This window comes from Streptomyces speibonae (assembly GCF_984686075.1).
In genome coordinates this window covers 2,771,934-2,785,183 of record NZ_OZ480260.1, presented here as the reverse complement: position 1 = coordinate 2,785,183, position 13,250 = coordinate 2,771,934, and the positions used below count along the sequence as shown (strand labels likewise).

Annotated in this window: 11 protein-coding genes; 8 read left to right on the top strand and 3 right to left on the bottom strand. The window is 73.1% G+C overall.

The annotated features are described in order from the left end of the window. The first annotated feature begins 95 nt into the window (after positions 1 to 95). The 3 genes from AC5L3C_RS12300 (at position 96) to nudC (ending at position 6,097) form a co-directional block, all read left to right on the top strand. Positions 96 to 3,581: an ATP-dependent helicase gene (locus AC5L3C_RS12300; RefSeq protein WP_493649035.1), complete on the top strand. Its 3,486-nt coding sequence runs from the start codon at positions 96 to 98 to the stop codon at positions 3,579 to 3,581. Between the two features lie 10 nt (positions 3,582 to 3,591). After that, a complete protein-coding gene (locus AC5L3C_RS12295) occupies positions 3,592 to 5,004 on the top strand; it encodes a dipeptidase (protein ID WP_493649034.1) in 1,413 nt (470 codons plus the stop codon). 148 nt (positions 5,005 to 5,152) lie between these two features. Next, positions 5,153 to 6,097, top strand: a complete 945-nt coding sequence (nudC, locus tag AC5L3C_RS12290) for an NAD(+) diphosphatase (protein WP_493649033.1) — start codon at positions 5,153 to 5,155, stop codon at positions 6,095 to 6,097. A 79-nt stretch (positions 6,098 to 6,176) separates the two neighbouring features. Here nudC and AC5L3C_RS12285 read toward each other — a convergent pair whose 3' ends face one another. Next, complete coding sequence (locus AC5L3C_RS12285) at positions 6,177 to 6,419, bottom strand: mycoredoxin (RefSeq protein ID WP_125504341.1); 243 nt, start codon at positions 6,417 to 6,419, stop codon at positions 6,177 to 6,179. 206 nt (positions 6,420 to 6,625) lie between these two features. Between AC5L3C_RS12285 and AC5L3C_RS12280 the strand changes: the two genes are divergently transcribed. From AC5L3C_RS12280 to AC5L3C_RS12260, 5 genes are all read left to right on the top strand, one after another. Then, positions 6,626 to 8,833 (top strand): ATP-dependent DNA helicase UvrD2, encoded by a 2,208-nt coding sequence (locus AC5L3C_RS12280; RefSeq protein WP_493649032.1) that lies wholly within the window; start codon positions 6,626 to 6,628, stop codon positions 8,831 to 8,833. A 164-nt stretch (positions 8,834 to 8,997) separates the two neighbouring features. Continuing rightward, positions 8,998 to 9,312, top strand: a complete 315-nt coding sequence (locus AC5L3C_RS12275) for a hypothetical protein (protein ID WP_493649031.1) — start codon at positions 8,998 to 9,000, stop codon at positions 9,310 to 9,312. Positions 9,313 to 9,484: 172 nt separating this feature from the next. After that, positions 9,485 to 9,853, top strand: a complete 369-nt coding sequence (locus AC5L3C_RS12270) for a WhiB family transcriptional regulator (protein ID WP_125504338.1) — start codon at positions 9,485 to 9,487, stop codon at positions 9,851 to 9,853. Further along, entirely contained in the window at positions 9,850 to 10,173 is a 324-nt protein-coding gene (locus AC5L3C_RS12265) for a putative WhiB-interacting protein (RefSeq protein ID WP_125504337.1), read from the top strand. The genes AC5L3C_RS12270 and AC5L3C_RS12265 overlap by 4 nt, the downstream gene beginning before the upstream one ends. 135 nt (positions 10,174 to 10,308) lie before the next feature. Further along, positions 10,309 to 10,530: a hypothetical protein gene (locus AC5L3C_RS12260; protein WP_493649030.1), complete on the top strand. Its 222-nt coding sequence runs from the start codon at positions 10,309 to 10,311 to the stop codon at positions 10,528 to 10,530. Between the two features lie 15 nt (positions 10,531 to 10,545). Here the strand turns inward: AC5L3C_RS12260 and AC5L3C_RS12255 are convergent, their stop codons facing one another. Continuing rightward, the gene (locus AC5L3C_RS12255; RefSeq protein WP_493649029.1) at positions 10,546 to 11,910 is read right to left on the bottom strand and encodes an ABC1 kinase family protein; all 1,365 of its coding nucleotides are present in this window, start codon (positions 11,908 to 11,910) and stop codon (positions 10,546 to 10,548) included. Next, entirely contained in the window at positions 11,903 to 13,153 is a 1,251-nt protein-coding gene (locus tag AC5L3C_RS12250; RefSeq protein ID WP_493649028.1) for a TOMM precursor leader peptide-binding protein, read from the bottom strand. Before AC5L3C_RS12250 ends, AC5L3C_RS12255 begins: the two co-directional genes overlap by 8 nt. Positions 13,154 to 13,250 lie beyond the last annotated feature (97 nt).

Here is a 13,250-nt window from a genome sequence, read left to right as displayed (position 1 = left end):
GTGACGCATCGCACCACCCGCGCCGACCTGCGATTCTTCCCTCCCTCCGGGTGCCGTGGCCCGTCGCTGTCAGTGTCCGCCGCTAGATTCTGCGTGTGCCCGCGCGTATCACCGATCCCGAGCAGCTCAAGGAGCTCCTCGGCATCCCGTTCACCCCGGAGCAGACGGCCTGCATCATCGCGCCGCCCGCCCCGCAGGTGATCGTGGCCGGAGCCGGATCGGGCAAGACGACGGTGATGGCGGCGCGCGTGGTGTGGCTGGTCGGCACCGGACAGGTCGCCCCCGAACAGGTCCTCGGCCTCACCTTCACCAACAAGGCAGCCGGTGAACTCGCCGAACGCGTCCGCAAGGCGCTGATCAAGGCCGGCGTGACCGACCCCGACCCCGTCGACCCGGACGACCCGCCGGGCGAGCCGGTGATCTCCACGTACCACGCCTTCGCGGGCCGGCTGCTGAGCGACCACGGGCTGCGCATCGGGCTGGAACCGAGTTCCCGCCTGCTCGCCGACGCCACCCGCTACCAGCTCGCCGCACGCGTGCTGCGCGAGGCCCCCGGCCCCTACCCGGCGCTCACCCGCTCCTTCCCCGACCTGGTCGGCGACCTCCTCACCCTCGACGCGGAGCTCGCCGAACACCTCGTACGCCCCGAGGACCTGCGCGCCCACGACGCCGGGCTGCTGCGCACCCTGGAGAACACCAGACTCACCAACGCCGACCTGCGCAAGGTCCCCGAAGCGGCCGCCGCGCGGCGCGAACTCGCCGAGCTGGTGCTGCGCTACCGGGCCGCCAAACGCGAGCGCGACCTGCTCGACTTCGGCGACCAGATCGCCCTGTCCGCCCGGCTCTCCGCCATCCCCGAGGTGGGCCGGGTGCTGCGCGACGAGTTCCGCGTGGTCCTCCTCGACGAGTACCAGGACACCTCCGTCGCCCAGCGGGTCATGCTGGCCGGACTGTTCGGCGGCGGCACCGGCCACCCGGTCACCGCCGTCGGCGACCCCTGCCAGGCGATCTACGGCTGGCGCGGGGCCTCCGTCGCCAACCTCGACGACTTCCCCGACCACTTCGCCCACGCCGACGGCCGCCCTGCCACCCGCCAGTCGCTCAGCGAGAACCGCCGCAGCGGCGGCCGCCTGCTGGACCTCGCCAACGGCCTCGCCGCCCCCCTGCGCGCCCTGCACGAGGGCGTCGAGGCGCTCCGCCCCGCCCCGGGCGCCGAACGCGACGGCACCGTCCGCTGCGCCCTGCTGCCGACCCACGCGGAGGAGCTCGACTGGATCGCCGACTCCGTCGCCCACCTCGTCCGCACCGGCAAGGCGCCCGGCGAGATCGCCGTACTGTGCCGCACGGCCGGTGACTTCGCCGCGATCCAGGCCGCCCTGGTGGCACGGGACGTCCCCGTCGAGGTGGTCGGCCTGTCGGGCCTGCTGCACCTGCCCGAGATCGCCGACCTCGTCGCCGTCTGCGAAGTCCTCCAGGACCCGGGCGCCAACGCCTCCCTCGTCCGCCTCCTCACCGGCCCGCGCTGGCGCATCGGCCCCCGTGACCTCGCCCTGCTGGGCCGCCGCGCGCGGCGGCTCGTCTCCCCCGCACGCGTGGACGGCGACGACGACCCCGACCGGCGGCTCGCCGAGGCCGTCGAGGGCGTCGACCCGGCCGAGGTGATCTCGCTCGCCGACGCCCTCGACACCTTCCTGGAGACACCGCTCGACGGCAGCGGGGACGACGACGGCCTGCCCTTCTCCGCCGAGGCGCGCGTGCGCTTCGCGCGCCTGGCCGCCGAACTGCGCGACCTGCGGCGCTCCCTGGCCGACCCCCTCATGGACGTCCTGCACCGAGTCCTCGCCGTCACGGGTCTGGAGGTCGAACTGTCGGCCTCCCCGCACGCGCTCGCCGCCCGGCGGCGCGAAACCCTGTCCAACTTCCTCGACATCGCCGCCTCCTTCGCCGCCGGAGACAACGAGGCCACCCTGCTCGCCTTCCTCGGCTTCCTGCGCACCGCCGCCCAGTACGAAAAGGGCCTCGACAACGCCCTGCCCGGCGGCGAGAACACCGTCAAGGTGCTGACCGCGCACAAGTCCAAGGGCCTCGAATGGGACGTCGTCGCCGTTCCCGGACTGGTCACCGGCACCTTCCCCAGCACCCAGGGCCGCGAGAAGTGGACCGCCCAGGGCAAGGTGCTGCCGCACGGACTGCGGGGCGACGCGGACACCCTGCCCGACGTCGTCTCCTGGGACGCCCGGGGCCTGAAGGCCTTCCACGAGGCCATGAAGGAGCACCAGCACACCGAGGAGCTCCGCCTCGGCTACGTCACCTTCACCCGCCCCCGCTCCCTGCTGCTCGGTTCCGGCCACTGGTGGGGCCCCAGTCAGAAGCGGCCCCGCGGTCCTTCCGCCTTCCTCGAGGCCCTCTACGAGCACTGCGCAGCCGGACACGGCGAGATCGAGGCGTGGGCCGACGAGCCCGCCGAGGACGAGGAGAACCCCGCGCTGCACCGGGCCGCCGACGACCAGGTGTGGCCCCTGCCCCTGGACGACGCCGCCCTCACCCGCCGCCGCGCGGCCGCCGAAACCGTCCTCGCCCACCTCGACGCCCTCACCTCCCGCCCCGACGGCCCGGCCGCCGCCGTGCACGACCCGGACACCTACGACGACCCGGACTGGCCGCCCCCGCCCGACGACGAGGAACTCCTCCCCGAGGACGACCCCTTCGCGGACGACGACCCGGGCGACTGGGAGTCCTGGACCGCCGACCGCCCCACCGTCCCGCACCAGGCGACGCCCCCCGAGGCCACCGCGCGCCCGCACGGGACGGACCGCGCCCACCCGCCTCGGCGGCCCACCGCCCCCCGCCTCACCCCGGAGGAGTCCCGCACCGTCGCCTCCTGGGACCGCGACCTCGACGCCCTCGCCGGAGAGCTGCTGCGCACCCGCGCGAGCGTCACCGAGGTCCGGCTGCCCGCCTCGCTGACCGCCTCCCAACTGCTCCGCCTGGCCGAGGACCCGGACGGCTTCGCCCAGGAGCTGGCTCGCCCCATGCCCCGCCCCCCGCAGCCCGCGGCCCGCAGAGGCACCCGCTTCCACGCCTGGGTCGAGGCACGCTTCGAGGCGCTGACGCTGCCCATGCTCGACCCGGAAGAGCTGCCCGGCAGCGACGCCGAGATCGAGGACGAGCGCGACCTGCAGGCCCTCAAGGAGGCCTTCGAACGCACCGAGTACGCCCGCCGGACGCCCCACCGCGTGGAGGCGCCCTTCCAGCTGACGATCGCCGGCCGCGTCGTCCGCGGCCGCATCGACGCCGTCTACCGCACGGACGACGGGGACGGGACGACGTACGAGATCGTCGACTGGAAGACCGGCCGCGGCCGCACCGCCGATCCGCTCCAGCTCGCCGTCTACCGGCTCGCCTGGGCGGAACAGCAGGGCGTCCCCCCGGAATCCGTCAGCGCCGCGTTCCTGTACGTACGCACCGGGGAAGTGGTCCGCCCGGACAGCCTGCCCGGCCGCGCGGAGCTGGAACGGCTGCTGCTGGAGGAGCCGTCCGGTGAGATACCGCACTCCGAGGACACCCGCGCGGGCCGCTAGGCTCGACGGCATGAGCCAGCCCGTTGACAGTGCCGTCAGCGCCGTCCGTACGTACATCGCACAGCACCGCGTCGCCTTCCTCGACGATCTCACCGAGTGGCTGCGCATCCCGTCCGTCTCGGCCCGGCCCGACCACGCTCCCGATGTGCGCCGCAGCGCCGACTGGCTCGCCGTGAAACTCAAGGAGACCGGCTTTCCCACCGCCGAGGTCTGGCACACCCCGGGCGCCCCCGCCGTCTACGCCGAGTGGCCCTCCGCCGACCCCGGGGCGCCCACCGTGCTGGTCTACGGCCACCACGACGTGCAGCCCGCCGCCCGTGAGGACGGCTGGAACAGCGACCCCTTCGAGCCCGTCGTCCGCGACAACCGCCTCTACGCGCGCGGTGCGGCCGACGACAAGGGCCAGGTCCTCTTCCACACCCTCGGCGTGCGCGCCCACCTGGCCGCCACCGGCCGCACCACCCCGGCCGTCCACCTGAAGCTGCTGATCGAGGGCGAGGAGGAATCCGGCTCCCCGCACTTCCGTGCGCTCGTCGAAGAGCACGCGGACCGGCTCGCCGCCGACGCCGTGATCGTGTCCGACACCGGCATGTGGTCCGAGGACACCCCCACCGTGTGCACCGGTATGCGCGGCCTCGCCGAGTGCGAGATCCGGCTGTACGGCCCCGAGCAGGACATCCACTCCGGCTCCTTCGGCGGCGCCGTGCCCAACCCGGCCACCGCCGCCGCCCGCCTGGTCGCCGCCCTGCACGACGACGACGCGCGCGTGGCGGTCCCCGGCTTCTACGACGGTGTCGTGGACCTCACCGACCAGGAACGCGAGCTCTTCGCCGCGCTGCCCTTCGACGAGGCACAGTGGCTGCGCACGGCGAAGTCCCACGGCACCCGCGGCGAGGCCGGATACAGCACCCTGGAGCGGATCTGGGCGCGCCCCACCGCCGAGGTCAACGGCATCGGCGGCGGTTACCAGGGCCCCGGCAGCAAAACGATCATCCCCTCCTCCGCGGAGGTGAAGCTGTCCTTCCGGCTGGTCGCCGGCCAGGACCCGGACCACGTGGCGAACGCCGTCCGCGCCTGGGTGCCGGGACAGATCCCCGACGGCATCCGCCACGAGATCTCCTTCGGACCCGCCACCCGCCCCTGCCTGACCCCGCTGGACCACCCCGCCCTGCAGTCCCTGACCCGGGCGATGGCCCGCGCCTTCGACCGGCCAGTGCTGTTCACCCGCGAGGGAGGCTCCGGCCCGGCCGCCGACCTCCAGGATGTCCTCGGCGCACCCGTCCTCTTCCTCGGCATCTCCGTCCCCTCCGACGGCTGGCACGCCCCGAACGAGAAGGTCGAGCTCGACCTGCTCCTCAAGGGCGTCGAGACCAGCGCCCACCTGTGGGGCGACCTCTCCGAGCACTGGCGGCACGCCCCCTGACCGCCGCACGCCGTCCGGAACCGGTGCCCGCGCGGGCACACTGGAAGGGGCCCGCGCCACGCCCCGACGGATCCGGTCCCTCCCACCGCACGTTCCGCCGAACCGCCCGCCCACCCGATCCGTTCCACCGTGGGAGTTGGAAGCACCCGTGACCACCTGGACCGACCACACCGCCGACCGCCCCATCTCGCTCACCCTGCCGAGCGGCATCGACCGCGCCGCCCACCACCGGCTCGACGAGGCATGGCTCGCGGCGGCCTGGAGCCACCCCTCGACCCGCTGCTTCGTGGTCTCCGGCGGCCAGGTCCTCATCGACGAGACGCCGGACGGGCGTACGGAACTCCTGATGGCGCCGTCCTTCGAGGCGCCGCTCACCGAGGCACACCGCTACTTCCTGGGCATCGACGAGGAGGGCGTCAGCTACTTCGCCCTCCAGAAGGACTCCCTGCCCGGCCGCATGGACGACTCCGCCCGCCCGGCGGGCCTGCGCGAGGCGGGGCTGCTCCTGTCACCGCGCGAGGCGGGCCTGATGGTGCACGCGGTCGCCCTGGAGAACTGGCAGCGGCTGCACCGCTTCTGCTCCCGCTGCGGCGAGCGCACCGTCATCGCCGCCGCCGGCCACATCCGGCGCTGCCCGGCCTGCGGTGCCGAGCACTACCCGCGCACCGACCCCGCGGTGATCATGGCGGTCGTGGACGCCGACGACCGCATCCTGCTCGGACGCCAGGTCCACTGGCCCGAGGGCCGCTTCTCGACGCTCGCCGGATTCGTCGAGCCGGGGGAGTCCATCGAGCAGTCGGTGCGCCGCGAGGTCCACGAGGAGGTCGGCGTCGCCATCGGCGAGGTCGAGTACGTCGCCAGCCAGCCCTGGCCCTTCCCCTCCAGCCTCATGCTGGGCTTCACCGCCCGTGCCACCACGACCGACATCCAGGTCGACGGCGACGAGATCCACGAGGCGCGCTGGTTCTCCCGCGACGAACTCGCCGCAGCCTTCGAGTCCGGCGAGGTGCTCCCGCCCTACGGCATCTCGATCGCGGCCCGGCTGATCGAGCGCTGGTACGGCACGGAGCTGCCGACCCGCGGCGCCTTCTGACCCGGCGCGCCCGCCCGGCACGAAGAAGCGGGGTGGCCGCCCCGTGAGGGACGGCCACCCCGCTTCCGGGCTGTGCCGCTCAGACGCCGACCTTCTCCTTGACCTGCGCGAGAGACGGGTTGGTGAGCGTCGAGCCGTCGGCGAAGAGGACGGTCGGAACCGTCTGGTTCCCGCCGTTCGCCTTCTCCACGAACGCCGCGGACTCGGGGTCCTGCTCGATGTTGATCTCGGTGTACGCGATGCCCTCACGGTCCAGCTGGCTCTTCAGCCGGCGGCAGTAGCCGCACCACGTGGTGCTGTACATCGTCACAGTGCCCTGCATGCCTCTCGCGCTCCTTCGGCGGCTCGGGGGAAGACTCGTCGTGGTGGGAACGTACTTGAAAACGCAGGCATTCCCCGGGCGCGGGTGCGCCGCCGCCGTACGGGCGTGACATCCGCCGCAGCGATATGACCGCATTGATATGACCGCGAGGCCCTCCCTGTGGACAACCGGCTCACCCGTCTCCGGCGACCTGGCAGCATGGCCATGTGACAGCAGCAACGCACTCCTCCCTCTTCCCGCGGGTACCGGACTCGGCCGACGCGGTGCTCGAAGGGCTCGATCCCGAGCAGCGGGCCGTGGCCACCGCCCTGCACGGACCGGTGTGCGTGCTGGCGGGCGCGGGGACCGGCAAGACCCGGGCGATCACCCACCGGATCGCCTACGGGGTGCGCGCCGGGATCCTCCAGCCCTCCAGCGTGCTCGCCGTCACCTTCACCAACCGTGCCGCCGGGGAGATGCGCGGCCGGCTCCGCCAGCTCGGCGCGGCCGGGGTCCAGGCACGCACCTTCCACTCCGCGGCGCTGCGCCAGCTCCAGTACTTCTGGCCGAAGGCCATCGGCGGACCCATGCCCCGGCTCGTCGACCGCAAGATCCAGCTGGTGGCCGACGCGGCAGCCGCCTGCCGCATCCGGCTCGACCGCGGTGAGCTGCGGGACGCCACCGCCGAGATCGAGTGGTCCAAGGTCACCCAGACCGTCCCGGCGGACTATGCGGCCGCCGCCGCCAAGGCCGGCCGGGAGACCCCCCACGACCCCGCCGAGCTCGCCCAGCTCTACTCCGCCTACGAGGAGCTCAAGCGCGAGCGCGCCGTCATCGACTTCGAGGACGTCCTGCTGCTGACGGTCGCCGTCCTGCAGGACCGGCCCGACGTCGCGGAGCAGGTCCGCGCCCAGTACCAGCACTTCGTCGTCGACGAGTACCAGGACGTCAGCCCGCTCCAGCAGCGTCTGCTGGAGCTGTGGCTCGGCGACCGGGAGAACCTGTGCGTGGTCGGCGACGCCAGCCAGACCATCTACTCGTTCACGGGAGCAACCCCCGACCATCTGCTCGACTTCCGCACCCGCCATCCCGGAGCCACCGTCGTCAAGCTGGTCCGCGACTACCGCTCGACCCCTCAGGTCGTCCATCTGGCGAACGGGCTGCTCGCCCAGGCCCGCGGCCGGGCCGCCGACCACCGCCTGGAGCTCGTCTCCCAGCGCGCCCCGGGCACCGAGCCGGTCTTCACCGAGTACGCCGACGAGCCCGCCGAGGCCGAGGGCGCCGCGCGCCGCATCCGGGAGCTCATCGACGCGGGTGTCCCGGCGAGCGAGATCGCCGTCCTGTTCCGCACCAACGGGCAGTCCGAGACCTACGAGCAGGCCCTCGCCGATGCCGGGGTGCCCTACCAGCTGCGGGGCGCCGAGCGGTTCTTCGACCGCCCCGAGGTGCGCAAGGCGGTCGTCGCCCTGCGCGCTGCGGCCCGTTTCGGCGGCAACGACGCGCTCCTCGACGACGCCCCGGACCTGCCCTCCCAGGTGCGCGCCGTGCTCTCCGGAGAAGGGTGGACGGCCCAGCCGCCGGCCGGCTCGGGAGCGGTCCGCGAGCGCTGGGAGTCACTGGCCGCCCTCGTCCACCTGGCGCAGGACTTCGCCGGCGCCCGGCCCGGCGTCACGCTGGCCGACCTGGTGACCGAGCTCGACGAACGGGCCGGTGCCCAGCACGCCCCGACGGTGCAGGGGGTCACTCTCGCCTCCCTGCACTCGGCCAAGGGCCTGGAGTGGGACGTCGTCTTCCTGGTCGGTGTCGCCGAGGGGATGATGCCGATCACCTACGCAAAGACGGACGAGCAGATCGAGGAGGAGCGCCGCCTCCTCTATGTCGGTGTCACCCGCGCGCGCGAGCGCCTCCATCTGTCCTGGGCGCTCTCGCGCTCGCCCGGCGGCCGGCCGAACCGCCGTCCCAGCCGCTTCCTCACCGGACTGCGCCCCGGGTCGGCCGCCGCGGGCCACGGCGGTGCGGCCGGGACGGGAGGAGTCGAGCGCGGCTCCGCCTTCGGTGCGGCGGCGGCCCCGGCCGCGGCGCGGCCGCGACGCGGCCTGCGCAGCCCCGCCCGCTGCCGGGTCTGCGGCCGTACGCTGACCGAGGCGGGCGAGATGAAGCTGATGCGCTGCGAGGACTGCCCCTCCGACATGGACGAGGGGGTGTACGAGCGGCTGCGGGAGTGGCGTGCCGAGCAGGCGCGCCGCAGCGGACAGCCGGCCTTCTGCGTCCTCACCGACAAGACACTGATCGCCATCGCCGAGGCAGTCCCCGACGACGAGCACGCGCTCGCACGCATCCCGGGGGTGGGGATGCGCAAGCTGGGCCGCTACGGGGCCGATGTTCTGGCCATCTGCGCAGGCCATGACGTGGCCGGGGAGCAAGATCCGGACTGATGCGAACTCGTCGAAAAAATAGTTTGCGCATGCGCCGGGAATCCCCATAGGTTCTTAGGCACGGGGACGGCGGCCTTCTCGAAGGCCCTGGATCCGTGTTGTACTTGCATATCCGCGGACTGGCTCACCCCAGTCCCCCGAGACGCCGAGAGGAGGCGAGTCCAGTGATCAGCATCAACACCAGCTCCGTCAAAATGACCGATCGCTCGGCCGTCTCCCTGTGCATTCCCGGCGCCTCGAACCGGGGCACCGGTCTGTCCGGCCTCCGTGCCGTGCGCCCGGCGTCCTCCGTCGCTCCCGCGGGCCTTGCCGTCCGTGAGCGCGATGAGCGACCGACCAAGGCACTGGAAGCGGCAGTAGTGGCACAGGCGCAGGCCTATGCCTTTGCGGCGGCCGGTGCCGGATTCCGGAAGCAGACGACGCAGCACCACCTGATGTGGGCCTTCCGTGGGCCAGAACCCTGGAGTGATCCAGCCTGATGAGATCAGGCTGGCGCCTTCAGGGCCGCGGAACCCCATCCGGGATCCGCGGCCCTTCTGTTTGTCCATCACGTGGACGACGACACGAAGGCGCCTCGGGACAAGAAAAGAACCCGGTACCAGCCGCCACCCGGTCGACCGACCGGAAACGACCAGACGAGGAAGACGAACCGTGCAACTCGAAGCGCACGCCCCGTCCGTACCGCCTTCCGACACGATCCCCAAGCCCGGCTCCACGGAGGACCCGACCTTGACTCCGCTCACCGCGCTCACCGCGCTCGACGACGCCATCGAGAACCTCGGCGTGCCCGTCCCGTGCCGCTCCTACGACCCGGAGGTCTTCTTCGCCGAGTCGCCCGCGGACGTCGAGTACGCCAAGTCCCTCTGCCGCACCTGCCCGCTGATCGAGGCCTGCCTCGCCGGCGCCAAGGAGCGGCGTGAGCCCTGGGGCGTCTGGGGTGGCGAGCTGTTCGTCCAGGGAGTTGTCGTCGCCCGGAAGCGGCCGCGTGGCCGCCCGCGCAAGAACCCGGTCACGGCATGAACACCCGAGGAACGATCGACCGCCCCCTGACGCACGACCCCCAGAAGCAGGCCCCGATGATGCCGTCCGCTCACGAGCCCGCGGGCTCCGCGACCGAAGACTTCACCACCAGCGGCGCGAACGACTCGCGCCAGAACAGGACCCGAGAGATGCAACTCATCCCAGAAGCCCTGGCTCGCGCGCATATGCGCGACCGACTGCACGAGGCGCAACAGGAGCGCCAGGCCGTGCGCCTGGTGACCGCGCGCCGGATGCAGCGCCGCGCCGAGCGCGCCTCCCGGCGCGCCCGCCGCGCGCTCGCCATGGCGGTCATGCAGTAACCGACCCATCCGAAGCGGTGGCCCCGCCCAGCCGGAGGCCCAGCTCTTCCCCGCGGGGGCCGGTCCGTGTGAACGGACCGGCCCCCGCGGTGCGTTGACGGGCGGACCGTCCGGCACGGCGCTATCGTCACCGGGATGACGAGTCATCCCGGTGACGGCGAGCGGGACGGTGCCGACGACGCCCGCGCGTCGGAGGCGGAGCCGCTGGTGTGCGCCCAGTGCGGCACCCGGGTGGAAGGCCCGCAGCCGACCTGGACCTTCTCCGTGGAGAACGGCACCCCACGCCACTACTGCGAGAGGTGCTCCCGCGAGAATCTGCGGGCGATCGAGGGACGCCTGGACGCGCAGTGGTGGTAGCGGCGGCCGTGCCCGTCAGGCCTGCGCGGCCGATTCCTCCTCCGTCGGCTCCTCCGGCACGAACGCCGGCAGCCACTCCTCCAGTTCCTGACGCAGCCGCACCGTCGCCCCCAGCTGGCAGAGCACACCGATGGTGCTCAGGGTCACCCGGTGGATCAGCAGATAGGCCGGGGGAAGGTTGAGCTGCTTGGCCAGTTGGGAGGCGGGGGAGCGGGGGTCGGCGATCCGGGCCGCCTGACTGCGCATCCAGCCGCGGCTGAAGGTGAACTCCTCCGCCCGGGCCGGCTCGATGATCGGCAGGAGATAGTCCAGGACGGCGTCGGGGTCCAGCTCTATGGACTCCTTGACGAACCCCTCCGTACAGAGCATGTCGTAGACGGCCTCGGCCTCGCCGTCCAGCGTCATGCGCAGCGCCATGCCGATGGGCTCGGGCAGACCGCCGGGCAGCCGGTCGACGGTGCCGAAGTCCAGTACGCCGAGCCGCCAGTCGTCCTCCCCCTGCGGACCGCCGGGCAGCAGACGGAAGTTGCCCGGATGCGGATCGGCGTGCAGCAGACCGGTGCGGGCGGGGCCGGAGAACAGGAAGCGCGCCAGGAGCTGGCCGGCCCGGTCGCGCTGCGCCTCGGTGCCGTCCGCGATGATCTCCGACAGCGGGATGCCGTCCATCCACTCGGTGATCAGCACCTCGTCGCACTGGTGGACCACGTCCGGCACCACGACGTCGCCGTCGCCGAACTCCTCGGCGTGGGCCCGCTGCGCCTGGGCCTCCAGCCCGTAGTCCAGCTCCTCCGAGACACGGTCCTTCAGCTCCGTGATCAGCGGCTTGACGTCCATGCCGGGGACGAGCGGGCCCAGCAGACGGGCGAAGCGGCTCAGCTGGTTCAGGTCGGACAGCAGGGCCTCGCCGGCGCCCGGGTACTGCACCTTGACCGCCACCTCGCGGCCGTCGTGCCACACCGCCCGGTGCACCTGGCCGATCGAGGCCGCCGCGGAGGGCTTGTCCTCGAACTCCAGGAACAGTTCCTGCCAGTCTTCGCCCAGCCGCTCCTCGAGCACCGCGTGGACGGTGCGGGTCGGCATCGGCGGGGCCGCCTCCTGGAGCTTGGTCAGCGCCGCGCGATAGGGGCCCGCGACCTCCTCCGGAAGAGCCGACTCGAAGACCGACAGGGCCTGGCCGAACTTCATCGCGCCGCCCTTGAGCTCGCCGAGCACCTTGAAGAGCTGCTCTGCGGTGCGCTGCTGAAGCTCGCGGCCGACAAGTTCCGCGGACTCGCCCACGATCCGCTTGCCGAGTCCCCACGTCGCCCGCCCGGCGAAGCCGAGCGGGAGCGCGGCCAGCTTGGCGGTCCGGGTGACCGCCTTGCGCGGAAGATCAGACATGCGCCCTCCAAGTACCTGCCGGCCGCTCCGAGTCCGCCTGGCGGCGCACCGTCTCCGACGACCCCTGCTCGGTCATTGTCTCGTGCGATCCCCCGCCTCCGGGGGTGTGTTCTCCCTTACCTTTCTCCCGGCCCGTTCCCTCGCGCGGCTCCGCCGCCCGTCCGGCGGCCCCGCACGAGCAGGCGGGATGCGGCCACACCGGCCGCGCACGCCAGTGCAGACCAGGAAGGGACACCTCCCAGCGTGCACCCGCGGATGACGGAACCGCACCGTCCAGGAAGGCGAGCGCGTGGGCGGCGGCCAGTCCCGCGACCGTCGTGGCCAGGGCCAGATCGCAGGCCCCCACTCTGCGCTGCCTGCCGGAACGCCACTGGGCGATCAGCCGCGGCCAGGTCGGGTCCCGGTCGGCGCGGTCCTGCTGGAGACATCCGGCACAGCCGGTTTCGCCGGGCAGCACCAGCGGGCCGACCACACCGGTCCCCTCCACCACGCCCGCGTGGAGATGCGGGGTGCCCGAGGACAGCAGGCTCTCGGCGGCCGCCGGATCGGGTGCGTACACGGCGACGTCGTCCCGCGGGGCGAGGACCACCAGGGAGAAGCCGGGGTCGCTTCCCTCGAGCGGTGACCGGACGGTGCGGCGGGGCGGCCGGCCGGGTGCGGCCCGGCGCACCGCCGCGCGGGCGGCCTCGTCCCGGCGGTCGCCGACGGCCTCGGCGGGCAGCCCGCCCGGCGCGACGTCCCACGGCTCGACCCGCCCGACGTCACGCACCGCCACGTCACCCACTCCGGCCCCCGACAGCAGCGCCGCGAGCACCCCACCGACCCGGCCCGCGCCCCGCACCTGCACACGCATGCCGCGACGCGCCGCCAACCGGCGCAGCGGATCCCCCGGTTCACAGGTGGTCAGGGCGAGGGAGGCCAGGTCGGGACGGAGCCGGTCGAGGGCCTCGGGCTTCTCGCGCAGGGCGTCGGCGGCCGGTCCGCCGCCCCGGGAGTCGTCCAGCAGCCCGGCCCGCGACAGCCGCCGTACGAGCAGGTCGACATGGCCGTCGGGCAGATCCATGCGTCGCCCCTCCTCGCGCAGGAGGTCCAGGCCGCGGGTGCCGTCGAGCAGGTCGAGGAAGCTGCCCGTCGCCATGTCCATCGGACCCAGCGTCAGCGCGTGGGCGGGAGTCATCCCGAACTGCACGGTGTTGAGATCACGCCATCCGCGCCTGAGCGCGGGCTTGACCATCGGATGCATGACAGGCCCCCGTAATTGATGGATCGTCCCCGTGGCCGGCGGGGCCCGGTGGTTCCCCGGCCGGCACACGCCAGCATGCCGGGACACGGCCGAGAGG

What these genes read in the sequence shown, in the direction of transcription:
- AC5L3C_RS12255 (WP_493649029.1), bottom strand. Translation starts at nt 11,910, where the DNA reads ATGTCTGATCTTCCGCGCAAGGCGGTCACCCGGACCGCCAAGCTGGCC.
- AC5L3C_RS12265 (WP_125504337.1), top strand. Translation starts at nt 9,850, where the DNA reads ATGAACACCCGAGGAACGATCGACCGCCCCCTGACGCACGACCCCCAG.
- AC5L3C_RS12250 (WP_493649028.1), bottom strand. Translation starts at nt 13,153, where the DNA reads ATGCATCCGATGGTCAAGCCCGCGCTCAGGCGCGGATGGCGTGATCTC.
- AC5L3C_RS12285 (WP_125504341.1), bottom strand. Translation starts at nt 6,419, where the DNA reads ATGCAGGGCACTGTGACGATGTACAGCACCACGTGGTGCGGCTACTGC.
- AC5L3C_RS12260 (WP_493649030.1), top strand. Translation starts at nt 10,309, where the DNA reads ATGACGAGTCATCCCGGTGACGGCGAGCGGGACGGTGCCGACGACGCC.
- AC5L3C_RS12295 (WP_493649034.1), top strand. Translation starts at nt 3,592, where the DNA reads ATGAGCCAGCCCGTTGACAGTGCCGTCAGCGCCGTCCGTACGTACATC.